This is a genomic window from Thermococcus paralvinellae, assembly GCF_000517445.1.
Classification (GTDB): domain Archaea; phylum Methanobacteriota_B; class Thermococci; order Thermococcales; family Thermococcaceae; genus Thermococcus_B; species Thermococcus_B paralvinellae.
Map to the genome: position 1 here is coordinate 1872597 of NZ_CP006965.1, position 22200 is coordinate 1894796.

The following is a 22200-nucleotide window of genomic DNA, read 5'->3' on the forward strand; positions in this document are numbered from 1 at the left end:
GGTTGTCATGGCTGAGCAACAAACTCAAACAAATCAGCTTGTTAATAAGTTTGTAATTTCTCTTGTTGACGGAAAAATACTTGGATATGTTGCAGATATTAACGTTGAAGTTGAGGGAGATCAGTTTTACTTCATACTTCGAATGAAAACTTTAGAAAACCTCAGTAAGACGGGAGAATTTCATTCAGGAATGTTTTCAACAGAAAGAAAAATCAGGATTAGACCAGGTGATATAGTTAATGTCGGTAGGGATGTGATAATCCTAGGTAATGGAAAAGTTCCCCCTCTTAGAGAAATTGAACGCCTCCATCAAATAGCAACTGAGTACAATACCCTTGTGAGAGAGCTTGAGCAAAAAGATATGGTAATAAAGGAGCTTAAAGAGGAAAACAAACAACTAAGTAAACAAATTGACGAACTTATGAGGGAGCTTAGAAAACTCCAAGTAATAAAAGAGGACTTTGAGCACTTAAAGGAGCAATTAATAAAGCAAGAAGGCCAATTGGAGATGGCAAAAGAATATATCAGGCTTCTTGAAGGACTTAGACATGATATTGATAAGATAAAAGCTGATGTAGAAAGGTTAGTTAAGGGATATCTCGAGGATGCAGTGAGAAGAATAGTTAACGAGGAGCTAAATGCAAGAGGTTTAAAGAAAACACTACTTTAGCCAAGGAGTTGGACTCCAAAGACATGTAAAAGTATTTCAATTGCTATGAAAATCAGCACGAGAGCTATTGCCCCTCTTGGACTTATCTTTATTGCTTTTGTGTCCTCATCGAAGAACCTCATCAAACCAGCACCAGTTGGTGGTAAGGTTGTCTTTTCCTTTGCCATTATTCTCACCCCTTGTGTGTTGCTAAGTTTTGGAATATAAAAAAGTTTTTGTTAGAAACCTTTTTAAATGCACTAACTCAATGGCATTCGGATAAGGGGCTACCCCAATGAATCCCGCTAATGAAGATCTAAGAGGTGGGAGGAAATGGCTACATTCAAGCTTGTAATCTCAGACCCAAAGAGCGGAATTGCAAAGCAGATTGAGATTAGTGGGCCAGAAGCAGAGAAGCTGATCGGCAAAAGGATAGGTGATGAGATTCCAGCAAAGGAACTTGGGCTTGATCTAAGTGCAATCTTTGGTAAAGATATTCCAGCAGATGCAGAGCTCCTCATTAGGGGTGGAACTGATAAAGATGGCTTCCCAATGAGACCAGACGTTCACGGACCAAGAAGAGTTAAAATCCTTCTCTCAAAAGGTCCAGGCTTCAGACCAAAAGAAAAGGGTGAGAGAAGGAAGAAGACCGTTAGAGGTAACACAATCAGTCCCGACATTGTCCAGATTAATGTCAAGCTAGTATATTGAATTTCTCCATTTTTACTTTTAATTTCCTTGGTCTTCTTTGTGGTAAGGTTAATAAAGGATTCTCCCATTTTATTTTTGGAGGCGAGAGCCATGGCAAAGAAGAAGTTTAAACAATCTGAGGTTAATATCGGAATGGTTGGTCACGTTGATCACGGTAAAACGACACTAACTAAGGCTTTAACCGGAATTTGGACAGATACTCACAGTGAGGAATTGAGAAGAGGTATTACAATTAAGATAGGATTTGCTGATGCTGAGATTAGGAAATGTCCAAGCTGTGGAAGATATTCAACTTCTCCTGTTTGTCCATATTGTGGAGCCGAGACTGAATTTGAAAGGAGAGTCTCATTCATTGACTCTCCGGGCCACGAGGCATTGATGACAACAATGCTCGCTGGAGCTTCGCTGATGGATGGAGCAATTCTTGTAATAGCAGCAAATGAACCTTGCCCAAGACCACAGACGAGGGAGCATTTAATGGCTCTCCAAATCATCGGCAACAAAAACATAATAATTGCCCAGAATAAGATTGAGCTTGTGACCAAGGAGCAAGCTTTAGAAAACTACAGACAGATTAAGGAGTTCATTAAGGGAACAGTTGCTGAAAACGCCCCAATAATTCCAATCTCAGCTCTTCATGGGGCGAATATTGACGTTCTCATAAAGGCAATTGAAGATTTCATACCAACTCCAGAGAGAGACCCCAATAAGCCTCCAAAGATGCTTGTTTTAAGGAGCTTTGATGTCAACAAGCCAGGAACTCCACCAGAAAAACTTGTTGGTGGTGTTATTGGAGGTTCAATAGTTCAAGGAAAGCTTAAAGTTGGAGACGAAATTGAGATAAGACCTGGTGTACCTTATGAAGAACATGGAAGGATAAAGTATGAGCCAATAACGACTGAAATTGTTTCTCTACAAGCAGGAGGAAGGTTTGTTGAAGAGGCCTATCCTGGTGGATTGGTAGGAGTGGGAACAAAGCTCGACCCATTCTTGACTAAAGGTGACCTGATGGCAGGAAACGTTGTTGGAAAGCCTGAAAAATTGCCTCCAGTATGGGAGGAGCTTCGCTTAGAAGTCCACCTCTTAGAGAGAGTTGTCGGTACGGAAGAAGAGCTTAAGGTTGAGCCGATAAAGAAGAGGGAAGTTCTCCTCTTAAACGTTGGAACAGCGAGAACTATGGGTCTTGTCACAGGACTTGGAAAAGATGAGGTAGAACTCAAACTCCAGATTCCAGTATGTGCGGAAGTTGGTGAGAGAGTAGCAATAAGCAGACAAGTCGGCTCAAGATGGCGTTTGATTGGTTATGGATTCATTAAAGGCTGACTTTTCTTCTTAATTTTAATTTGTGGTGATTTTGATGAGAAAAACTTGGCTTGTTCTTGTTGATACAAACTTTCTTCTAGTTCCCGGTCAGTTTGGAGTTGATATAATCAGTGAGCTTAATCGAATTCTTGATGTTAAGTTTGAGATTGCTGTTCCGAATATAGTTCTCGATGAGCTCAATGTTATAGAGCATAAGGCTAAAGGAAAAGATCTAATGGCCATTAGAATGGCCAAAAAGCTAGTTGAGAGGTTTAAAGTTGTTGAAATTGGGAAATTTGGGGAAAAACCAACTGATGTCCAAATTTATGAATTTGCCGTGAAAAACCCTAATGTTGTTGTTTGTACAAACGATAAACTCCTTAAAAAGAAGCTCAGGGAGAAAGGAATTCCTGTTGTCTATCTCAGACAAAAGAAAATTCTTGAGCTTGAGGGTATGTTGGAATAGCGACAACTTTAAAAGCTAATTCTTAAAGCTAAATGCAGAAAAACTTTTAGGTTAGTTGATAAAAGGTTTGAGAGGTGGTAAAGATGAATCCGTTCCACGACCTTGAGCCAGGACCAGAGGTTCCAGAGGTTGTTTACGCATTGATTGAGATTCCAAAGGGGAGCAGAAACAAGTATGAGCTTGATAAGAAAACAGGTTTAATAAAGCTTGACAGAGTTCTTTACAGCCCATTCTACTACCCAGTTGACTATGGAATCATACCACAGACATGGTATGATGACGATGACCCATTTGATATCATGGTTATCATGAGAGAGCCCACTTATCCTGGAGTTCTTATAGAGGCAAGACCAATAGGGTTGTTCAAGATGATTGACAGCGGAGATAAGGATTACAAAGTCCTAGCAGTCCCAGTTGAGGATCCATACTTCAACGACTGGAAAGATATAAGCGATGTTCCAAAGGCATTCCTTGATGAGATTGCCCACTTCTTCAAGAGATACAAGGAGCTACAAGGAAAGGAGATCATCGTTGAAGGATGGGAAAACGCCGAGAAAGCAAAGCAAGAAATTTTAAGGGCTATTGAGCTTTATAAAGAGAAATTTGGAAAGAAGGAGTGATTTCTTTCTTTTTATCTTTAAAATAATTAAAAAGCGGGAGGTAGCGGGATGTACAAGCTTTTGACAGTTAAAGATGTTGTGAGAATTCCTCCAAGAATGTTTACAATGGATCCAAAAGAAGCCGCAAAAATAGTTCTGAGAGAGACTTATGAGGGAATTTATGATAAGGATGAGGGAGTTATCTTGGCAGTTCTTGATGTTCATGAGGTTAGTGAGGGGGTTATTGTTCCTGGTGACGGTGCAACTTACCATGAGGTTGTTTTTGATGTTCTCGTGTGGAAGCCTGAGATGCATGAGGTTGTTGAGGGAGAAGTTGTCGATGTTGCTCCTTACGGTGCTTTCATAAGAATTGGGCCAATGGACGGTCTCGTTCACATTTCACAGCTTATGGATGACTATGTGGTCTTTGATGAAAAGAACAAGCAATTCCTTGGAAAGGAGAAGAAATACCTTCTCAAGCTTGGCGATGAAGTTAGGGCAAGAATAATTGCTATCAGCGTTAAGAGCAGGATAATCAGAGAGAACAAGATTGGTCTAACGATGAGACAACCCGGTCTTGGAAAATTTGAGTGGATTGCAAAAGAAAAGAGAAAGAGCAAAGAAGGTGAGGCTGGATGAAAGAAAGAGCCTGCAGACACTGTCACTACATAACAACCGAGGACAGATGTCCAGTCTGTGGGAGCAGGGATTTAAGTGATGAATGGTTTGACTTGGTTATAATCATGGATGTTGAAAATTCAAAAATAGCACAAAAATTGGGCGTGAAAGTTCCAGGAAAGTACGCAATAAGGGTCAGATAAAGATGTGCAAGGAATTTTACTTCAAACTCCCTCCTTCTCTTAGAAATGAGCTTAAAAAGCCGTTGGGTGAGTTGGTTAGAGGTGAGCTTCCCCATCCTTATATTTTGGTAAAAGAAAAGCTTGAAAAAGCTCCCTACCTCATCACAGTTGGGGATGTTGTTACGGAAAATGTTTTAAAGCTCGGCATAAAGCCCAATGTGGCAATATACGATCACAAGACTGAACGAAACGAATATAACCCTGAAATTGAGCCCAATGCAGTAATACTGACAGCCAGCAACCCACCAGCAACCATAACGAAAGCTTTATTAAATGCAATCCGAAAATCCATCGAGCTTGCCAAGAGAGGGTTGAGAGTCCACATTAAAGTTTATGGTGAAGAAGATTTAGCCGCGATTCCCGCGGTGCTTTATGCTCCCCTCAATGCGTTGGTTATTTATGGTCAGCCCAAGGAGGGCATAGTGCTTATAAAGGTAACACCGGAATGTAAGCGTAGATGTGCTGAGATATTGCGTAAGATGGAGGTGGTTTACGATGGAGATTAGAGTTACTGAAATTAAGGAGAACAAGCTCCTCGGGAGAAAGGAAATTTACTTCGAGATTATCCATGAAGGAGAACCAACTCCCTCAAGAAAGGACGTAAAAGGAAAGCTCGTTGCAATGCTTGATTTAAACCCAGAGACAACAGTTATTCAGTACATTAGGTCTTACTTTGGTAGCAGGGTTTCAAAGGGCTATGCAAAGGCTTATGATAGCAAGGAGAGAATGCTCTACATTGAGCCTGAGTACATTCTAATTAGAGATGGCATAATTGAGAAGAAGGAGGGAGAATGATGGGGCAGAAGTGGAAGCTTTATGAAGTTAAGGATGGCAAAGTTGTAAGGAAGAACAAGTACTGCCCAAGATGCGGTCCTGGAGTCTTTATGGCAAATCACAAGGATAGATGGGCTTGTGGAAGGTGCGGCTACACTGAGTGGAAGAAGTGATTTCTTTTCTCTAATTCCTTCGATCCCTTGAATCTTTTCTGCAGGATATTAAATTCTAAGAGAATAAGAGAAAAAGAAAAATCAGCCAAGGGCAGCTTGGACTGCTAAATCTGCTCTGACTATCCCATAGCCATAGTAGATGTCCCATCCTGGATCTCCAAGGTCATCAGCAGTAACGTGAAGTATTCCTCTAATTGTGTTTGTTGTCATGTCGTCAAATGTTCCCACGGGCAATACTGTACCATATTTGTTGTAATAGGCGGCTTGAATAAGTGCAATGACACCACTTACATGTGGAGTTGCCATTGAAGTTCCGCTAAGGGTTTCATAGTCATCATTTGGATATGTGCTGAGTATATCAACACCTGGAGCGCTGACTTCTGGCTGAAGGTTGCTGAACCAAGCTATTCCGTCGGTAGAGTTTGTGGCGCCGACAGCAATAACTTCTGGATAGATTGCTGGATAGCTCGGCTGGTCTGCGGCTTCGTTACCTGATGCAGCAACAATAACAACACCATAGTTGTACGCTGTAATAATCATGTCATGGAGTGCTGTATCATCAACAGGACCACCGAGACTCATTGAAATGACCTCAGCAGCATCGTCGTCCGGATCCCCAACAATTATGCCGTCTCCGTCTGCATCTAACACTCCATCCGGGCCGAGCAATGCCTGTTCAATACCAAGCATTATATCACTGTAAGTTCCAGAACCTCTATCATCGAGAACCTTAATTGCATAGATTTCTACTTTTGGAGCAACACCAACAACACCAATATCATTGTTAAGAGCTGCAATTGTTCCAATAACGTGAGTTCCGTGGCCGTTTCCATCGTACCAGTCTGCTGGGTCTGTTGAGACAACTCCACCAATTGTACTTACTTCCCATGCAATGTTTGCTGCGAGGTCTGGGTGATCCCAGTCAACGCCTGTATCAAGAACTGCAACTTCAATGACGCCATTTGAAGCGCCAGTTGTTATGCTCCATACATCAGGTGCATTAATTCTGTCAATTCCCCATGGGATTACCTGTGGCGGCTGGGTTGGAGTGTACCACGGAGGTCTTCCCACTCCATTCCCCGGATATGCATATGCCACTTTATCAAGCTCAACTTTCTTAACCCCTCTTACTGATTTTAGCTTTTCAATAGCATTTTCTGGAATCTCAATTACAACAGCTGGAATGAGTTTATATCTTATTTTAATCTGCCCACCAAGTCCTTTTACTGCTTTTTCGTCAAAAGAATCTCTGTCAATCATCACAATAACTTTGACTTTCTCTGACTGCTGTGCTGTTGCTGGTTTAAAGGCTAGTGATGCTACCACTAAAATTGTCAACAAGATACCTAACAATGCTTTAAGACGCATTTAATTTCCCTCCTGTATATATTTGATCTTCGTCGGATATTCAATTCAATTAATAAATTTTTCGGTGAAATTTATGTTTTCGTTTACGTTTGTATAGGAAATAATTGGAAAATTTTTATATGACATATGTAACGAAAAGGCTAAATATCTTTGCAATTTTCTTCATTATGCAATGTATTTCACATACAAAGACCTCAAACTAAAGCTTCACCCTCAGGTTTATGAGCCTGCTGAAGATACCTTTTTGCTAGCTGAGAATTTGAAAGTTAAAGAGGGTGATATTGCTTTAGATATTGGAACAGGAACAGGGATAATTGCTCTTTTGATGGCAAAAAAGGCAGAATATGTTCTTGGGGTTGATGTTAATCCAATAGCCATTGAACTAGCAAAGGAAAATGCAAAAATTAATGAAATAAAAAACGTTGAGTTCCGTGTAAGCGATTTGTTTGAAAATGTTGAAGGGAAATTTGACGTAATAACTTTTAATCCTCCCTATCTACCGGGAAGACCTGAAGAGTTGAAAGAACCAATTGACTTAGCCTTAATTGGTGGGAAAAGAGGAAGAGAAGTTCTTGATAAGTTTATTGATCAAGTTATTGATTACTTAAAACCAAATGGAAGAATTCAAATTGTTCAATCATCAATAACAGGTGTTGAAGATACCATAGAAAAGTTCACAAAATTGGGGTTTAAAGTGGAGATTACCGCAAAAGAGAGATACTTCTTTGAGGAAATTGTTGTTATCACAGCTAAGCTAGATGAATCCTTCTAACTTCTTGAACAAACCTGACTTTTGGTTTATTCTCAGAATCATAATCTTCTTCGAAAAGCTCAATTTCAAATTCCTTTTCACGTGTTTTGATGATTAAAGTAGGTTTTATATGGCTCAACATAATTGCCACTACTTTTTAGTGTTTTTAAACTTTTTTGTTAATCGCCGAACTATTTATCGACGATAAAATATTATTGCTGATGAAGTTAAATGGCCAAAGTTGTGTTGCAAAAATTTTTAAACACACTCTTTTACTCCATCTTAGGTGAACCTAAAATGAGTGAGACGATAAAACCCAACATGCCTGAAGAAATTGCGAGACTCTTTAAAAAGCAGCATTATGCTCTTGTTGGTAGGCATAGTGGAGTCAAGTTATGCCATTGGTTAAAGGAGAGTATAAAACATAATAGAGTCTGCTACAAGCAGAGGTTCTACGGTATTCACTCTCATCGCTGCCTTCAGATGACACCAGTTTTAGCATGGTGCACCCACAACTGCATATTCTGCTGGCGCCCAATGGAAGGCTTTTTGGGGACAGAACTGCCGCAGCCTTGGGATGATCCAGCGTTCATTGTCGAGGAAAGCATAAAAGCACAAAGAAAGCTATTAAGTGGATTTGGTGGAATAAAGGACAGGATTAACGTGAAAAAATTTGGAGAGGCACAAGAGCCTAAGCATGCTGCCATCAGCTTATCTGGAGAGCCTACCATATATCCCTACATTGGAGATTTAGTTGAGGAGTTTCATAAGAGAGGATTTACAACATTCATAGTAACGAATGGTACTGTTCCTGAAGCAATAGAACAGATGAAAAAGGAGAACAAACTACCAACACAGCTCTATGTCTCCTTGACAGCCCCAGATATCGAAACATACAACAGAGTCAACATTCCAATGATTCCAGATGGATGGGAAAGGATACTTAAAACTCTTGAGCTAATGAGAGACTTACCAACGAGAACTGTAATAAGACTGACTCTTGTTAAGGACGAAAACATGCACAATCCAAAGGGTTATGCAGAGCTAATCATGAAAGCTAAGCCAATGTTCGTTGAGGCTAAAGCTTACATGTTTGTTGGCTTTTCAAGAAATCGCCTGACAATCAATAATATGCCCAAGCACGAAGAAATTAAGGCATTTGCTGAGGAGCTTGTAAAATACCTGCCAGGCTATCACATTGAAGATGAGTATCAGCCAAGCAGAGTAGTGTTGATAATGAGAGATGACATAAGCAAAGAGGAGCGCTTCATAAAACATTGATAATTACAGGACAAATTTTATTTGTTCTTTTCACATTATTTTTGGAAAAACTTAATTTGTTCTAAAGAGATATTACTATGTGAGAGGTGCTAAATAATGAGGCATGTAATATCACTGGTATTAATTGTACTCATGATAACTCCTCATGTGGGAGTTAGTGCGAAGCCGCTGTTAGATGGTTCTGTAGAGTTTTTGGTAAAAACAGAAAACTTAGCAAATACTACTAAAGATATAAGTTTGGCATTGATGGCTTTAGTAGCTGCTCACGAAAAAGTTGACGATGATTTAACTAATAATATCACAAGGCTTGTTGATTTACTAATTTCACGTCAGAATTATGATGGAGGGTGGGGATATTTCGCTGGAAGCACTAGCGATGTTGTTGATACCTCCTATGCAGTTATTGCTCTGAATAAGGCTCTTGCTCTTTACAAAAAAGGAACTTCTAAGTATTTAGAAATCTCGCGCTCTGTGGATAGTGGGGTTGAATTTATTTTAAATGCTTATTCTGGAAAAGGTTGGGGGTATGTTAGAGGCACTGCACCAGAATTTTATCCTACTGTTATGGCAGTCTGGGCATTAGGAGAGAGAGGGTTCAAAGCGAATCATCCATATATAAAGAACGCTCTTATTTATCTAGAAAATACCAAAAGTTATGAGATGGGTGAATATAGAGCATTAGCACTGAAGATTTTAGCTTTTAGAAGTGTTGGGTATCAAGTAAATAGAGAGTTAATTGAGAAAGTGAAAATGATACTAAACTCCGAGAATTTAACAGTAAGTGATAGGGCATTTCTAACTTATGTCCTTGTAACATATGAGGGCATAAATTTTGATACTGTAAGAGCCCTTTTAATTTTAGAATCTATAAAACAGGGAGAGAACATGTTTTATTGGACAGACAAACCTTCAATATTCGCTCCTACACACATATTTGAGGCTTCATCTTATGCTACTTTAAGTTATGCTTTGGTAAGTGATAAGCTTAGTGAGGAAATGGAAAACCCATTTAGGACGTCATGCTCTGCATTAAAAGAACTTCAAAATCCCGATGGGGGCTGGGGATACCGCGATGGATTTCCCTCAAGTGAGAAAGCGACCTATTATGCATTAAAAGCTCTTAAATTATGCTACTTTAGAGATCCAAGCATTGAAAGGGGTTTAGAATGGGTAAAATCAAAGTATGAAAAAGACAAACTAATCATGAAAGAGAGTCATGAGATATACTCACCTTACGTTTATACTCTTCTAACACTCCTTGAATTTAATATACTGAACGAAACTGAAAAAGCAGAAAATATTGAGCTTATAAAGAGTGTTAAGATGGACACTGGAAAGTGGGGCAACTTCTTGGGACCTCAGCCTTATGATACTGCTCTGGCAATTAAGTCCCTTCTCGCTCTAGGAGTTTCACCAGACGATGCTGACATCCAGAAAGCTAAGGAGTGGCTACTTTCACTCTCAAAAACTGGATGGGGAACATATGTAGGTAAGGGATTTTACTCCCATATGCTTCCGCCAGAAGTCTCAGTTACCCTTGAAGTCCTTGAAGCTTTAGCTCCAGTTTCAACAAAAGAGGAGCTTGAATCACATCTTGAATGGCTTATTGAGCAGAGATCTGAAGAAGGAGGTTGGGCTAACATAAAGGAACACTATCTGTTTGGAATACTTCAGTATAAAGAAAAACCAACAGTCGAACTCACGATAAGGACTGTGGAACTGTTAGCAAAATTTGGATATGATTATAGACAAGAGATTTTAAACTGGCTTATGGGTAAGGAGCATGATAGTTTATGGGGAAACACGATTGTTGATTCAGCTTTAGCCATAATGTTTCTCTCACAATGTAAGCCCATATCGAGGATTAACCTCTATGATGTGATAAGACTAATTCCAGAGCAGAAATTCTACTTGGTTTACACAGATGACAGGAATTTGACAGCTCAACAAGTAAAGGCTTCTATTAACAAGCTCTTTGAAACGAATATAACTGTTGAGAAGTTCCAGGAGTTTGAAAACGCAAGTTACATAGTGCTGGCGGACTTTGAAGACTTTAACATTGGAGATTACAATCCTTATGTCAAGCTCAAGGTGAAGAACGAAACGATATATATCAATGGCAAGGAATATGAAACTAAAAATACAGTTGTCCTGATTCCAGGAAAAATCGATACCGGTTATGTACTCTTTGTCTTTTATAATAAAGGTCTTGATGATGTTGTAATCAAGCTCTTTGACTCTGGCTTAGTGAAATATCTCAAAGGTAATGCGCTGGTTGTAATCTATGAAGACAAAAACCAAAATGGGGTAGTTGATTTGGATGAGTTAACTGTAGAGTTTTTGAGGTGATTAAATCGTGAGGGCTTTGATAGTAGGGATTGGCCAGTGTGGAACTAAAATAGCAGACTTGTTTGCATTGGTGGATTTTGAGGCATTGGCAATAAACACCTCTAAAAGTGACTTGGAGTATCTTAGACATATTCCCCGTGAGCGACGAATACTTATTGGAGAAAGTTTAACAGGTGGGAAAGGCGTAAATGCAAATCCAGTATTGGGTAGAGAGGCTATGAAGCGAGATTTACCTTTGGTTATGAGAAAGATAAAGCTGATGAGTGGGTATGAAGACGTTGATATATTCTTTCTTACTTTTGGCTTTGGTGGAGGTACAGGGGCTGGAGGAACACCGGTTTTAGCTGAAGCTCTCAAAGAGGAATATCCAGACTCTCTTGTTGTAGCTATAGGAGCCTTGCCTTTAAGAGAGGAGGGAATAAGGCCAACTATAAATGCAGCAATAACAATTGATAAGCTCTCAAAGTTCGCTGATTCAATAATTGCAATAGACAACAACAAGCTGAGAGAGGCTGGAGTTGGCATAACTAGAGCTTATGAAAAGATTAACTACACAATAGTCGAGCGTATTGCTTCTCTATTAGCGTTAATTGACATTCCGGGTGAGCAAACACTAGATGCTAGCGATTTGAAATTTGTTCTCAAAGCTTTTGGTAGCTTTGCCACTGTAGGTTATGCAAAAGCTGAGGCAGATAAAATTAAGAGTCTTTCTCGTTTAATACTCAAGTCATTTGAAAATGAGGGACTTTACCTTGATGCAAACATAGAGTCTGCATTGTATGGGTTGGTCGCGATTCATGGGCCTCCAGAGGTTTTAAAGGCAAATGAAATATTTGAGGCTCTCGATTATCTCATCCAGAAAATTAAAGGAAAGCAAATATTTAGGGGCTTTTATCCTGACTCAAGAGAAAGGGAAGTCGAAGTTGTTACTCTTTTAAGTGGAATTTATGAGAGCAAGAGTATAGAGGATATAATATTAACAGCAAAACGGTATGCACAATCATTTATGAGAGCAAAAGAAGAAGCAAAACTGAAGAAGAGAGAACTTTTATCTGGTCTGCCCGATTTTGATGACCTATATCCTGGTGAGATACATGAGTGAAATACTAAAAGATTCAGTTGAGATTGCACTTGAGCTTGACGAAAAAGGAGTTTACTCTCATATAGCTCATGAAAGTGCAGAGGATATAATCAGGATAATATCTTCTCTTGACGCTGAAAGGGCTAAAAATAGAGGGGAAATTATATATTATCAAGACGATTGGGACGAGTTGATCAGACAGAGAATACAAAAAGGAAAGAGGCATACTGCTTTTGATTTCTATAATCCTGCTTTGTTAAATATTTGGGAATCCAAGATAGAATACCTAAAAAAAGTCAAAAATTCTGTAAAAGTAGCAATGCTGGGTGTTGTGAGTTTTTTGATGGCAACAGTAATTTTATCTCTATTTTCTGGCAGTCCATGGTTTTTAGTTGGGGTTAGTGTTCTTCCACTGTTGATGTTCCTCAGTTCATATAAAAAAGAGAGACTTGACTTTACGTATTACCAACTTACACAGTTCTTTATAGATGAACTTAGAGAGCTTATTATTAGACATCAGTTGGACAATACAAGATACAAGTTTAAAATATTCACATATGACTATTTTGGAGTCCTAACAAGAAAAATAGGTTCGAATATCTTTGCACTAGTCAAAATTGAGGATGATACGACTAATGTTGAATAAGAATTGTTAAATATTGTTTTAGATTCTAATAATAGTGGAAGTGAAAATATGGGAAGGGCACAAATATCATTGGAGTTTGTGCTGATATTTGGTATAATGCTTATCTTACTAGCTTACTCTGTTAACAATGTAACATTCACACAAAATTCTCAGACAGTTGGAACTCTTAAAGTTCAAGTTAGCTTGGAAGCTAAGAATTTTGCAAATTCGATTTCAGACACCATTTCTCAAGTTTATGCTCAAGGGCCAGGTTCAAAAGCAACAACCTATGTCACTTTGAAGTATCTCAATGATGAAAATTACCTGAAAAAATCATTTAATTTGAGTGGAAATCCTGAGATCTTCATAACTTATCTCAATGGAACTTATGTTGGGATTATTGATACAACTAATAATACCCTTGTGACATCAGGGATTGCAAAAAACACTTTTTGGAGCCAGTCTTTATATAGGACCAACCTTATGGTGAGCACAGGATTCACACCAAGTGGAACTGCTATTTATGATGGAAGCACAGTTAATGGCCTTTTAATTGTAAATCCAAGTCAGCTTCCTAAAAATCTTGTAATTGTTGTTGAATGGGTTCCAGGAAATGGAAACACTTGGACACTTGATATAACGACTGGTGAACTTAGAATAAACATAGATCCCGGTGGATGAGAATGAAAAAAGGACAATTGAGTCTTGACCTTCTATTTGCAGTCTTGTTGGTAATGATAATTATTACAAATATCACATACCTAGCTACCAGTGAGATTGGTCATGCTGAGACCTTTGATATCCTCACAAAGGTTAAACTTTTCTCTTCTACATTGGTGGATCACACTGCTAAGGTTTATGCAATTGGAGAGGGATATAAAATAAGAGAAGTTGCTCCAGATTTAAATGGTGGGACAATTAGAGTTGTTTTTAATGGTACGACAAATAGGATAATAGTAAATGTAACAGTTAATGGCAGAAGTTTTTGGATTACAAGAAATTCTACGGTGCCCTTGTATACTTCCACTGTGAACTTAAGTAGCAATGAAGAATTTTGGATTGTTGCCTATTATGATACAACTGAAGGGATGCTCTATGTTAAGGTCGAGAAATAGAGCTCAAACTGCGCTTGAAATGATGTTCATTGCCGGTATAATTATTGTGGGAATCATGTTAGTTGTCCCTACATATCTGGAAGAAAGTAGGGATATATCAATTGTCGCATATGTAAGGGCTTCAGCTTCTCGTGCATGTGATTATTTAAATATGGGTGTTCTCTCCAATGATTCGAGGTATTCTGTCTTAAATCCAGTTCTTGAAAGATTAAATGGACTCAGTCCGAATCTGAGAGTGCTCAAACTTGAAACTTCACAATTTAACAACACGATAACAATTACTGTTGTCTTGACAACTCCCTACTCCACCATAGATAATGAAACTTTAGCTTCTGCCATTGAGAATTTTATTTTACATGACTTGAACACAACAACTAACTTAGTTCTTTCAAATGGAACTTTAGTTTATGGAGACACTGTAGTAAATATTGTTGTGAGGGTAGAAAAATGAGGAGAGGTCAAATCTTATCCTTAGACGCTTTACTTTCGCTTGTAATTGTTGTCATGGTTATTGGTGTGGTTATAAATGCAAATGACATGATAAAAGCTGGTATTACAAATTTAGTTGAGTGGTATGATAAGACTAACATAGCAAATAACATGCTCGATATTCTGACGAAAAGTCCGGGGTATCCAAGAGATTGGGAGAAAAATGTAACAGCGGTCAAGGTTGTTGGACTAAGGAGTACTGAATATTCTTATGCTCTGGATTATGATAAGCTTATGAAGTTAAATTCATCAATAAATGTTGTCAACGTCAAAAATAGTCTTGTAAACTTGAGCGGAGGGAGAGACTTTCAGCTGGAGTTTTACCTAACGACAAAGAATGTTAGTGTCAGTGGAAATTTTCCAGAAATAATTAATGTAGTTCTGGAGAGTTCTTCTGGTTCTGGAGGAGTTAACTTAAAAATAGATGGAGGGAATGACAGAACCTTTAATGTTAAATGGGTCATTCTTAATAAGAAAGGAAGGGTTTATGAAAATGAGGATATATGTAACCTCGTACGAGGTGTAAACGTGGATTTGGCAGTTGGGGATATTCTGAGCTTAGAAACAAGTGAAACGATCTATGTATCTGCAATAAGACAGGGAGGTCAAGCGAGCTATACCCTACCTCCAGGCACTATAGTAACGATTGAGATATTGAATGTTGATATCGGTCAAGGGAGTAATATTGAAGTAAATTATGGTGGAGGTTCATGCCCCTACGAGTTTAAGATTGTTGGTCAAGGCAATGTCAGAGTTAAATTCCAAGCTGAAATCTTGGAAGATTTATCAATCTCGTCACAATTTATATATCCCACTAATTCATCAGAGCCAACTTTTAACTTTGCAATAATTAATGGAACTGTTGTTAATAGTATTGATACTATTATTAAGTCCAAAAAAGCTTCACCTTGGATTGAATACCAAGAGAGAAGGTTTGTAGTTGCAAAGCTGATTTATAGTAAGACTATACAAATAATGCAAAACCAAAAGAGAGAGCTCATAGTTGGGAAACTTAAGCAGAATATTCCTAGCTATGCTTATCTTGAGATTGAAGTTCCTCAAGAGGCAGGCAATGTGACATTTGTTATATTGGATGGTGAGACTCCAAAGGGATTATTGATCAAAAAAGATACACCCGACTCAAACATTACTGCAATTTTGGCTTGGAAAGAGGGAACACAGAACATTATAAAATTTTATGAGGGAAACATAACTACCGTTAGGATACCTTGGGGAGATATATTTAGTGAGTTTAATCCAGAAGATGGTGCAAAACCTGTGGAATTCTGGCTTTATGAAAATAACTTTAGTGGAAATGTGATTTTGAGGGATCGAGGCAATATCGGTTTGCTCTTAGAACCGAAGTTTGAACCGATTCTAATAAAGCTCTGGGTGTGGGATGACAGATGAGGAGAGGCTTTGTATTTACCCTTGATGCATTGCTCTCATTGCTCCTAGTTATGATATTTGTGACGAGCATAGTTGCGATAGAAAGTAATACTCAAGTGTATACCACTTATATGAGAGAACAGAGCAAATACATAGCTGAAGACATTCTAACAACCCTTAGAACTGTATCTCTAAAGGACTTGGTTCCACCTCAGAAAATTGAAGAATGGCTTGCTGATGGGACATTAAACACTACCCTCGTTTCTCCAGATATGAGTCCTTTGGAAATAGTTGCCACATATTGGGCTACTGAACCATTATATCCCTCTGCAGATTTGCGGCATAAAGCTGAAATAATCTTGGGTTATGTTCTAAATAGAACATTAAAGGGGTATAGTTATGAACTTATGATAAACAACTACACAAGTCCTTACCTGAGAAAAGTTGGGAGTAATTCCTCAAAAGTCCCCAATATCTCACCTGCAACATTAGTTTTAAGCGGCTATGCCTACAATCAGACGCCAAGAGGATATATGGTGAGAGCCTATTTGACGAAGTTAGGGAGCAAGGAAACGGAATATACCTATATTGGCATGTACTATGAGGCACCTGGATGGACAATGACAGATTATTTGACAATTAAACAACCTATTCCTCATGAAGGTGCTTTACCATCGGATGCTAACATAACTGAAGTGCGTTGGTTGCCTCTTCCAAAATGGGCTAAAGTGGGAAGATATTACACCAAAATGCAGCTATATATAGATGGGGAGGGTGTTACTTGTGGTCAGTTTAGAGCGAATCAATGGGTTGATGTGAAAAAATGGGAGGTGCTTATAGATAATGACCCCAACGATCCAAGAACATGCAATATGCTTGAAATAATTTTGAAACATTCAAATCTGAAACAGCATGTCTTTGAAATTAGGATTTATAATCCCGCCGGTCTGTATAATCCAACATACTATACAGCCGGTATAGTTAACAACTTCATCTCAATTTCATATGTAACCTCCTCTTTCACTACATTTAAGTATCAGAAGATATTCTATTTTGACAATGTTACATCTTATCACTTGCCCCTATCCATTGGCAGGGCAATATTTATACCTGGAAACTTAACTTATATGAAAGTCCAATTGGCCTTTAAAAACCTTCCAAGTGATGTAAAACCTGTGCTGTATATCGATGGATACTACATCGGGATTGGGAAAGAAATTTCGTCGGGAGTATTTGTGTGGGACAATGCTACAATTTCAGCAAAAGCAGAGTATTCTGCACTTTCACAGACTTATCCATATATAATAGTTACGGCTGGTGAGTCTATTAGAAATCTGGATCCTCCCTTACAGCTCGATGGTGAGAATTCATATGTTAAAATTGATTACATATTTAATCCAGTAATATTGACGCCCTACTCGATTGATCTCACAAAGCAGATAACATCCAGTGATATAACGGACTCATCAAATTGCAGATATGACTCAACATATGGAGTCACTCTGTGTAGGGATCTAACGTGGGGTTACTTTATCCATCAAAAAGTATCCCCTATATGGACGAAATTTCACTTTATAATTCTCCATGATATCAATGATCCAAATACTCACATGACAGTAGAGATAAGCAATCCCAATATTACAGCAACTAAAATCTGGGATAACTCGGATAGCATTTCCTTTATAGGAATAAGTTCGCTAACTAAAGATGTTAATGGTAATCCAATTGATCCCGTTTTTGCTCCCGGAACTAACTACATACATGCTTATACTGATACCGCGTACGAAATTGCAAAGGAGTTATCTTCTGGTGAGTTCACGTATATAATCCAAGCTTATGCTGGCTATGGGGATGTATTTCCGAAACTCCTTAGAAGTGGATGCAATGGATACAATATAACATACTATTGGGGAAATCCTGAAAATCCAAAGGTGGGACATGTTCTCGCAGGGAGTGATCCATATTGCAGTGTTACTGCAGCAGACTTAATAGCTGGGAAAAGTATATACGCTGTCGATGATGCGATAGTAAGGTTGTTCAATAATCTTGGAGGAGATGGTACGAGTACGAACCCTCTACTGATTGAACTTCCGCCCAATGTTAATATAGAATTTGCCTCAATGGGAGAGATTCCCGGATTATCTAGACCAATAACAATTACATTGAGAGTATGGAGGGAGCAATAATGAGGAGGGGTTTTTTCCTGAATTCTGCAGTTTTACTGCTTTTAATTCCACTCCTCCTGCTTCTGGCTACCTATGAGGATGTTTCCTCCCAAGTTATTCAGGCTCAAAGTATAAGAACTCAAGCTGAAAGAACGTATAGAGTTGTCTCTTATTTAGAGTTGGATTTTCAAAAAGCTTTAGAGATTTCAGGAAAAAGGGCAATTGTTGCTGTTGTTGATTATGTTTCTGTTACTGGTAATTTTATATCTCCCACATACATGGTAAATAATACAATCAAGGATTTAGTTCTTGAAGGAAATTCCACGAGTTTATCAGGATATAATTCAAACAGAGTTATGAGAGGGCAGTCACTAAGAGAATGGCTTATGAACATAACTGAGGAGCTTAATAAGCAGGGTTTTGAGGTTTCTCCAACTATTGATGATATTCTAAATAGCATAGAGCTTACAGTTGCTCCTTTGGACTCTTTCAGAATAGTCATAAAAGCAAGAATACCAAATATAACTATCAAAGATGCTTCGGGAAGAATAGTGTATACAGGCTCAATACCGAGCAATGGGGGTTATATATACTCTATAGTCGATTTGCAAAATCTTGAGGATCCTCTGTTCTCAGCAATGACAGGAGGAAGATATCATAGATCTATCAGAGCCTGTCGGTATTCATTTCCAGAGATTTTAGAAAAGCCAATTAAAGTTTTGGAAGGCAATAGCAGTAGCACAGCTTCCCATGTAGTAGGAACTCTTTCGCAAACATTAGATACTGAAAAAATATTCTTTGGGGATTACTATCCTGGAGAAGGTGCTAAGGCTTATGTTTTATTGAATGAACCTGACCAAAATGTTACGGTGCCAATTGTTTTTAATACTACGTTAAATGGGGTAAGAACCTCCCCACTAAGTGTTTTCAATGAAAATGATATGGGAGTTTTAGTGTTTGAAAATACGAGCGGAACAAGCGGTGGAACAGGAGCAACTGTGACTTGGTGTTCTCTGCTCGGGTATAGATTAAATCTAACCATTCAAAATAATGTTGGCACAAACTTAGTGAACTTCCAAGTTCCAATCTATATTGATAGATTTCATTTGGATCTAATAACGCTAAACACCTTCTTTAGCACTGCTGATTCAGATAGAGATAATGTTCCAATACTAGAGATATATGATGAAAACTGTAATCCAATAAACTTTTGGGTGGAAAAGTGGGATACCTCTAATCAACAAGCGGTTATATGGGTTAATGTTACAATTCCTGCGAACTCTCAGATAACTCTTGGAATTTATTTTGACTCTACGGGAACTGAAACTTTGGGAGATCCAGATAAAGTATTTGATTTTTATGATGATTTTAGTGGTACCACATTGAATACTTCAAAATGGGAGCAATACAATGCACAAGTCTCAATTATTAACGGGGTGCTGAAAATTACAAATGCTTATGCTGGAATATATACAAAGAAGACTTTTAGTCCGCCGGTTATAATTGAGTTTAGGCAGAATATAAAAAACAGATGGGCCGAGTTATATATTGCTGTCAGACAAAACAATTACCCCTACGCTTGGGGTCCGTTGTGGTGGGTAAGAGCGAATTGGATACAGCCTGCGAGCTGGGCATATTTAGACGATCATGATTGGGGGCTCTATTCTAATGTTATTGTAAACTTGCCAACAGGATGGCATGAGGGGACAATATACTGGTTTAGATATAACTCGGTATTGGAATGGGATACTGGGGCAATAGCTTACAATCCATTTAACTTTTATCAAGACTACAATGGAGCAATTGCATTAGGAACATGGGATCGAAATCAAGAGTGGGATTGGATTAGAGTTCGCAAATATGCATCAACTCCTCCAACTGTCACAGTATCCCGGACTATAGAAACAAAACCTTCATCCACAGTGACGACTACAGCAACAGTGACAAGTGCGAGAGCTTACGACATCCAACCGTTTATAAACTGCATTATGGATCAACGTTACTTTGGTATTTATAATGCTCCCTCTTTCTTTGAGCGCTTAGAGGGTAGTACTATAAACCATGATGAGTATGAGACACTAGCTCATCAAATTCAGGATGAATTAGGAATTAAATATGGAGATCAGTATTATCCGATTGGATTAGTAAGCTTTATGATACCTCACGCAACTTATGATGAAAAGCTCTTTAACTTGTTCAATACATTGGGCATAGCTTTAGAAGAAGATCAAACAAGCTTTGACTATTATTTCCTCCAATACTATTTTGGGGGAGGATCTAAAGTTGTAGGGTATAGAGTTTATGGAATTTCAGACAGTCCAGATAGGAGTAGCGTTTATTTCTTCTTAGATAATCAGACAGCTGTGGCTATATTTGGAGCGCAAGGGGCTCAGGATTTACTTCAGAGGTGAAATAAAATGAACGTTGAAGACGTATTCTACAGGATAGGTGGATTTGTAGAATCGGCATGGAAGAAGATAAAGGATTTTATAAATCCAAAATCTCAGGATAGTCCTCCTACTTTTGAATTTCTAAGAAAAATTGTAAAAAGAAAAGTTACAGTTCATGAATTATTAGTTCTAAAGCTTCAGTTAGCTTTTATCTCCTATTTGCTTCTATCCTTACTCCTCGTAGTTTTCTTGCCAAACGAGTTATATTTGGTTGCCTTAACGGCTGTGTATTTCATATATTTGAGAACAATATTCCGCAAGTATAGAGAATTCTTCATCGAGTATAGGCCGTATCAAATGTTCTATTACTCAATCAGCGTCATAGGCTTTCTAGCATTTTTTGGATACTCACTTTTGAAAAGATTTTCTTTAGGCATTCATTATTCGTTGGGTTATCTTGTTTTTGTTTCTGTTGTGGTTATCATGTTTAGGTTTTATTTCAAGTCCAAATACGGCAGAAACTGGACTTACGGTGTCATAGAGGAGATTAAAGAAAATGTTGTGAAAATTAGTGTACACGATGACATAAGAGCGAACGTTAGGCCTGGTGAATACTGGGTTGATAAGGTTCCAGATGTGAAAATCGGAAGAGTAGTGAAAGTTTTAGTTGAGGAAAGAGCATTTAGAGGAGCTGTACCGACGAAAATAATTGAGGTTTACCTAAGTGACCAGCCTTCATCATCAAAGGCCTCAACGGAAGCAAAAAAAGAGAACGAAACTAACAGTAGCTTATAAATCCCAGTCCAAGGCTGTTTTTTGTAAGTCTTTGCAGAAAGCCACTCATCTTCTTTAATTCTCATTGGTTCCACAGAGTTAGTTGGTGGTCTTATTGATATTTCTGCACCCTTTTCATATATGGTGAAACCAAGTTCTTCTAAAATTGGCTTTATCACTTTTGTAGCTAGTTTCCTGTCTCTAAATTTTATTTTGTAGTAGATTGTATAACCCATCTTTAGACCCTCATTAGTACTCTTAAAAAGAGTAAGAATGGAAACTTTAAAAAGTTTTCTATTTTACTATTGTGAATTAAAAAATTAAAGCTCACCACAGAGCTTAGCAAAATTTCTGTAGATTTCGCTTCCTTTTTCTGTGTGTGCAACCTCTGGATGGAACTGAACTCCATAGATTGGCAGTTTTTTGTGCTTCATGGCTTCAACTTCACAGAACTCACTCTTAGCTAAAAGCCCAAAATACTTTGGCAGTTCTTTTACCTCATCCATGTGACTTTCCCATACCTTTAAACGTCTTGGCAAACCTTTAAAGATGTCATTTTCCTCTAAGATCTCGACCTCAACTAAGCTGTACTCTGCTTTTTCTCCTCTCCCAACTTTTCCGCCAAAGTGCTTTGCTATTAACTGATGGCCGAGGCAAATTCCCAGAATGGGAACATTGAAGTTTTCATAATTTTCGAGTATAGCTTCACAGTTACCTGTTCTTTCCAAGCTTGGTCCTCCTGAAAAAATTATCCCTTTTGGATTCATGGCTTTGATTTCTTCTAGAGATGTTGTATTTGGTATTATCTTTGCCTCAACGCCTAAATATCGTAAAGTTCTCCAAATTCTGTGAACGTATTGCCCGTGGTTGTCCATTATAATTATCATCT

Annotated in this window: 26 protein-coding genes; 22 read left to right on the forward strand and 4 right to left on the reverse strand. The window is 38.3% G+C overall.

Going from position 1 to position 22200, the window contains the following annotated elements:
- Positions 1 to 7: 7 nt before the first annotated feature.
- Positions 8 to 670 carry a hypothetical protein gene (locus TES1_RS10250; RefSeq protein ID WP_042682480.1) on the forward strand — a complete coding sequence of 221 codons (663 nt, stop codon included), beginning with the start codon at positions 8 to 10 and terminating at the stop codon, positions 668 to 670.
- Here TES1_RS10250 and TES1_RS10255 read toward each other — a convergent pair.
- Complete coding sequence (locus TES1_RS10255) at positions 667 to 837, reverse strand: preprotein translocase subunit Sec61beta (RefSeq protein WP_042682481.1); 171 nt, start codon at positions 835 to 837, stop codon at positions 667 to 669. The genes TES1_RS10250 and TES1_RS10255 overlap by 4 nt on opposite strands.
- Before the next feature lie 145 nt (positions 838 to 982).
- On the opposite strand from TES1_RS10255, the gene TES1_RS10260 reads away from it, so the two are divergent.
- The 9 genes from TES1_RS10260 (at position 983) to TES1_RS10300 (ending at position 5534) form a co-directional block, all read left to right on the forward strand.
- Positions 983 to 1360 carry a 30S ribosomal protein S6e gene (locus TES1_RS10260; protein ID WP_042682483.1) on the forward strand — a complete coding sequence of 126 codons (378 nt, stop codon included), beginning with the start codon at positions 983 to 985 and terminating at the stop codon, positions 1358 to 1360.
- A gap of 90 nt (positions 1361 to 1450) precedes the next feature.
- A complete protein-coding gene (gene eif2g / locus TES1_RS10265; protein ID WP_042682485.1) occupies positions 1451 to 2683 on the forward strand; it encodes a translation initiation factor IF-2 subunit gamma in 1233 nt (410 codons plus the stop codon).
- Between the two features lie 34 nt (positions 2684 to 2717).
- The gene (locus TES1_RS10270) at positions 2718 to 3128 is read left to right on the forward strand and encodes a type II toxin-antitoxin system VapC family toxin (protein ID WP_042682487.1); all 411 of its coding nucleotides are present in this window, start codon (positions 2718 to 2720) and stop codon (positions 3126 to 3128) included.
- A gap of 83 nt (positions 3129 to 3211) precedes the next feature.
- Positions 3212 to 3748, forward strand: a complete 537-nt coding sequence (locus TES1_RS10275) for an inorganic diphosphatase (RefSeq protein WP_042682488.1) — start codon at positions 3212 to 3214, stop codon at positions 3746 to 3748.
- Positions 3749 to 3796: 48 nt separating this feature from the next.
- Complete coding sequence (locus tag TES1_RS10280; protein WP_042682490.1) at positions 3797 to 4366, forward strand: DNA-directed RNA polymerase; 570 nt, start codon at positions 3797 to 3799, stop codon at positions 4364 to 4366.
- The gene (gene spt4 / locus TES1_RS10285) at positions 4363 to 4548 is read left to right on the forward strand and encodes a transcription elongation factor subunit Spt4 (RefSeq protein ID WP_013468283.1); all 186 of its coding nucleotides are present in this window, start codon (positions 4363 to 4365) and stop codon (positions 4546 to 4548) included. Before TES1_RS10280 ends, spt4 begins: the two co-directional genes overlap by 4 nt.
- Positions 4549 to 4550: 2 nt before the next feature.
- The gene (locus TES1_RS10290) at positions 4551 to 5093 is read left to right on the forward strand and encodes a GTP-dependent dephospho-CoA kinase (protein ID WP_042682492.1); all 543 of its coding nucleotides are present in this window, start codon (positions 4551 to 4553) and stop codon (positions 5091 to 5093) included.
- The gene (locus TES1_RS10295; RefSeq protein WP_042682494.1) at positions 5083 to 5382 is read left to right on the forward strand and encodes a 30S ribosomal protein S24e; all 300 of its coding nucleotides are present in this window, start codon (positions 5083 to 5085) and stop codon (positions 5380 to 5382) included. Before TES1_RS10290 ends, TES1_RS10295 begins: the two co-directional genes overlap by 11 nt.
- Positions 5382 to 5534 carry a 30S ribosomal protein S27ae gene (locus TES1_RS10300; RefSeq protein WP_042682877.1) on the forward strand — a complete coding sequence of 51 codons (153 nt, stop codon included), beginning with the start codon at positions 5382 to 5384 and terminating at the stop codon, positions 5532 to 5534. Before TES1_RS10295 ends, TES1_RS10300 begins: the two co-directional genes overlap by 1 nt.
- A gap of 81 nt (positions 5535 to 5615) precedes the next feature.
- Here the strand turns inward: TES1_RS10300 and TES1_RS10305 are convergent, their stop codons facing one another.
- A complete protein-coding gene (locus TES1_RS10305; protein WP_042682496.1) occupies positions 5616 to 6902 on the reverse strand; it encodes a S8 family peptidase in 1287 nt (428 codons plus the stop codon).
- Positions 6903 to 7074: 172 nt separating this feature from the next.
- Here TES1_RS10305 and TES1_RS10310 point away from each other — a divergent pair, with 172 nt between their 5' ends.
- Positions 7075 to 7674, forward strand: a complete 600-nt coding sequence (locus tag TES1_RS10310; protein ID WP_042682497.1) for a HemK2/MTQ2 family protein methyltransferase — start codon at positions 7075 to 7077, stop codon at positions 7672 to 7674.
- Here TES1_RS10310 and TES1_RS11000 read toward each other — a convergent pair.
- Positions 7652 to 7795 (reverse strand): hypothetical protein, encoded by a 144-nt coding sequence (locus TES1_RS11000; RefSeq protein ID WP_158505964.1) that lies wholly within the window; start codon positions 7793 to 7795, stop codon positions 7652 to 7654. The genes TES1_RS10310 and TES1_RS11000 overlap by 23 nt on opposite strands.
- Positions 7796 to 7950: 155 nt before the next feature.
- On the opposite strand from TES1_RS11000, the gene twy1 reads away from it, so the two are divergent.
- The 11 genes from twy1 (at position 7951) to TES1_RS10365 (ending at position 21332) form a co-directional block, all read left to right on the forward strand.
- On the forward strand, positions 7951 to 8934 hold the full coding sequence (gene twy1 / locus TES1_RS10315) for a 4-demethylwyosine synthase TYW1 (RefSeq protein WP_042682499.1): 984 nt from the start codon (positions 7951 to 7953) through the stop codon (positions 8932 to 8934).
- A gap of 96 nt (positions 8935 to 9030) precedes the next feature.
- Entirely contained in the window at positions 9031 to 11283 is a 2253-nt protein-coding gene (locus tag TES1_RS10320; protein ID WP_051408225.1) for a prenyltransferase/squalene oxidase repeat-containing protein, read from the forward strand.
- A gap of 7 nt (positions 11284 to 11290) precedes the next feature.
- Positions 11291 to 12385 (forward strand): FtsZ/tubulin family protein, encoded by a 1095-nt coding sequence (locus tag TES1_RS10325; protein WP_042682501.1) that lies wholly within the window; start codon positions 11291 to 11293, stop codon positions 12383 to 12385.
- Positions 12378 to 13010, forward strand: a complete 633-nt coding sequence (locus tag TES1_RS10330; RefSeq protein ID WP_042682503.1) for a hypothetical protein — start codon at positions 12378 to 12380, stop codon at positions 13008 to 13010. Before TES1_RS10325 ends, TES1_RS10330 begins: the two co-directional genes overlap by 8 nt.
- Positions 13011 to 13013: 3 nt before the next feature.
- Positions 13014 to 13670 (forward strand): class III signal peptide-containing protein, encoded by a 657-nt coding sequence (locus tag TES1_RS10335; protein ID WP_320406863.1) that lies wholly within the window; start codon positions 13014 to 13016, stop codon positions 13668 to 13670.
- A 2-nt stretch (positions 13671 to 13672) separates the two neighbouring features.
- On the forward strand, positions 13673 to 14104 hold the full coding sequence (locus TES1_RS10340) for a hypothetical protein (protein WP_042682506.1): 432 nt from the start codon (positions 13673 to 13675) through the stop codon (positions 14102 to 14104).
- Positions 14085 to 14555: a hypothetical protein gene (locus TES1_RS10345; protein WP_042682508.1), complete on the forward strand. Its 471-nt coding sequence runs from the start codon at positions 14085 to 14087 to the stop codon at positions 14553 to 14555. Before TES1_RS10340 ends, TES1_RS10345 begins: the two co-directional genes overlap by 20 nt.
- The gene (locus TES1_RS10350; protein ID WP_042682510.1) at positions 14552 to 16003 is read left to right on the forward strand and encodes a hypothetical protein; all 1452 of its coding nucleotides are present in this window, start codon (positions 14552 to 14554) and stop codon (positions 16001 to 16003) included. Before TES1_RS10345 ends, TES1_RS10350 begins: the two co-directional genes overlap by 4 nt.
- Positions 16000 to 18168, forward strand: coding sequence for a hypothetical protein (locus TES1_RS11140; RefSeq protein WP_042682511.1), 2169 nt, complete (start codon positions 16000 to 16002; stop codon positions 18166 to 18168). Before TES1_RS10350 ends, TES1_RS11140 begins: the two co-directional genes overlap by 4 nt.
- Positions 18153 to 20558, forward strand: coding sequence for a DUF2341 domain-containing protein (locus TES1_RS10360; RefSeq protein ID WP_084340047.1), 2406 nt, complete (start codon positions 18153 to 18155; stop codon positions 20556 to 20558). The genes TES1_RS11140 and TES1_RS10360 overlap by 16 nt, the downstream gene beginning before the upstream one ends.
- A 6-nt stretch (positions 20559 to 20564) precedes the next feature.
- The gene (locus TES1_RS10365; RefSeq protein ID WP_042682515.1) at positions 20565 to 21332 is read left to right on the forward strand and encodes a DUF2101 family protein; all 768 of its coding nucleotides are present in this window, start codon (positions 20565 to 20567) and stop codon (positions 21330 to 21332) included.
- Between the two features lie 299 nt (positions 21333 to 21631).
- Here the strand turns inward: TES1_RS10365 and TES1_RS10370 are convergent, their stop codons facing one another.
- The gene (locus tag TES1_RS10370; protein ID WP_042682516.1) at positions 21632 to 22198 is read right to left on the reverse strand and encodes a GMP synthase subunit A; all 567 of its coding nucleotides are present in this window, start codon (positions 22196 to 22198) and stop codon (positions 21632 to 21634) included.
- Positions 22199 to 22200 lie beyond the last annotated feature (2 nt).

What these genes read in the sequence shown, in the direction of transcription:
- TES1_RS10250 (WP_042682480.1), top strand. Translation starts at nt 8, where the DNA reads ATGGCTGAGCAACAAACTCAAACAAATCAGCTTGTTAATAAGTTTGTA.
- TES1_RS10255 (WP_042682481.1), bottom strand. Translation starts at nt 837, where the DNA reads ATGGCAAAGGAAAAGACAACCTTACCACCAACTGGTGCTGGTTTGATG.
- TES1_RS10260 (WP_042682483.1), top strand. Translation starts at nt 983, where the DNA reads ATGGCTACATTCAAGCTTGTAATCTCAGACCCAAAGAGCGGAATTGCA.
- eif2g (WP_042682485.1), top strand. Translation starts at nt 1,451, where the DNA reads ATGGCAAAGAAGAAGTTTAAACAATCTGAGGTTAATATCGGAATGGTT.
- TES1_RS10270 (WP_042682487.1), top strand. Translation starts at nt 2,718, where the DNA reads ATGAGAAAAACTTGGCTTGTTCTTGTTGATACAAACTTTCTTCTAGTT.
- TES1_RS10275 (WP_042682488.1), top strand. Translation starts at nt 3,212, where the DNA reads ATGAATCCGTTCCACGACCTTGAGCCAGGACCAGAGGTTCCAGAGGTT.
- TES1_RS10280 (WP_042682490.1), top strand. Translation starts at nt 3,797, where the DNA reads ATGTACAAGCTTTTGACAGTTAAAGATGTTGTGAGAATTCCTCCAAGA.
- spt4 (WP_013468283.1), top strand. Translation starts at nt 4,363, where the DNA reads ATGAAAGAAAGAGCCTGCAGACACTGTCACTACATAACAACCGAGGAC.
- TES1_RS10290 (WP_042682492.1), top strand. Translation starts at nt 4,551, where the DNA reads ATGTGCAAGGAATTTTACTTCAAACTCCCTCCTTCTCTTAGAAATGAG.
- TES1_RS10295 (WP_042682494.1), top strand. Translation starts at nt 5,083, where the DNA reads ATGGAGATTAGAGTTACTGAAATTAAGGAGAACAAGCTCCTCGGGAGA.
- TES1_RS10300 (WP_042682877.1), top strand. Translation starts at nt 5,382, where the DNA reads ATGGGGCAGAAGTGGAAGCTTTATGAAGTTAAGGATGGCAAAGTTGTA.
- TES1_RS10305 (WP_042682496.1), bottom strand. Translation starts at nt 6,902, where the DNA reads ATGCGTCTTAAAGCATTGTTAGGTATCTTGTTGACAATTTTAGTGGTA.
- TES1_RS10310 (WP_042682497.1), top strand. Translation starts at nt 7,075, where the DNA reads ATGTATTTCACATACAAAGACCTCAAACTAAAGCTTCACCCTCAGGTT.
- TES1_RS11000 (WP_158505964.1), bottom strand. Translation starts at nt 7,795, where the DNA reads ATGTTGAGCCATATAAAACCTACTTTAATCATCAAAACACGTGAAAAG.
- twy1 (WP_042682499.1), top strand. Translation starts at nt 7,951, where the DNA reads ATGAGTGAGACGATAAAACCCAACATGCCTGAAGAAATTGCGAGACTC.
- TES1_RS10320 (WP_051408225.1), top strand. Translation starts at nt 9,031, where the DNA reads ATGAGGCATGTAATATCACTGGTATTAATTGTACTCATGATAACTCCT.
- TES1_RS10330 (WP_042682503.1), top strand. Translation starts at nt 12,378, where the DNA reads ATGAGTGAAATACTAAAAGATTCAGTTGAGATTGCACTTGAGCTTGAC.
- TES1_RS10340 (WP_042682506.1), top strand. Translation starts at nt 13,673, where the DNA reads ATGAAAAAAGGACAATTGAGTCTTGACCTTCTATTTGCAGTCTTGTTG.
- TES1_RS10345 (WP_042682508.1), top strand. Translation starts at nt 14,085, where the DNA reads ATGTTAAGGTCGAGAAATAGAGCTCAAACTGCGCTTGAAATGATGTTC.
- TES1_RS10350 (WP_042682510.1), top strand. Translation starts at nt 14,552, where the DNA reads ATGAGGAGAGGTCAAATCTTATCCTTAGACGCTTTACTTTCGCTTGTA.
- TES1_RS11140 (WP_042682511.1), top strand. Translation starts at nt 16,000, where the DNA reads ATGAGGAGAGGCTTTGTATTTACCCTTGATGCATTGCTCTCATTGCTC.
- TES1_RS10360 (WP_084340047.1), top strand. Translation starts at nt 18,153, where the DNA reads ATGGAGGGAGCAATAATGAGGAGGGGTTTTTTCCTGAATTCTGCAGTT.
- TES1_RS10365 (WP_042682515.1), top strand. Translation starts at nt 20,565, where the DNA reads ATGAACGTTGAAGACGTATTCTACAGGATAGGTGGATTTGTAGAATCG.
- TES1_RS10370 (WP_042682516.1), bottom strand. Translation starts at nt 22,198, where the DNA reads ATGATAATTATAATGGACAACCACGGGCAATACGTTCACAGAATTTGG.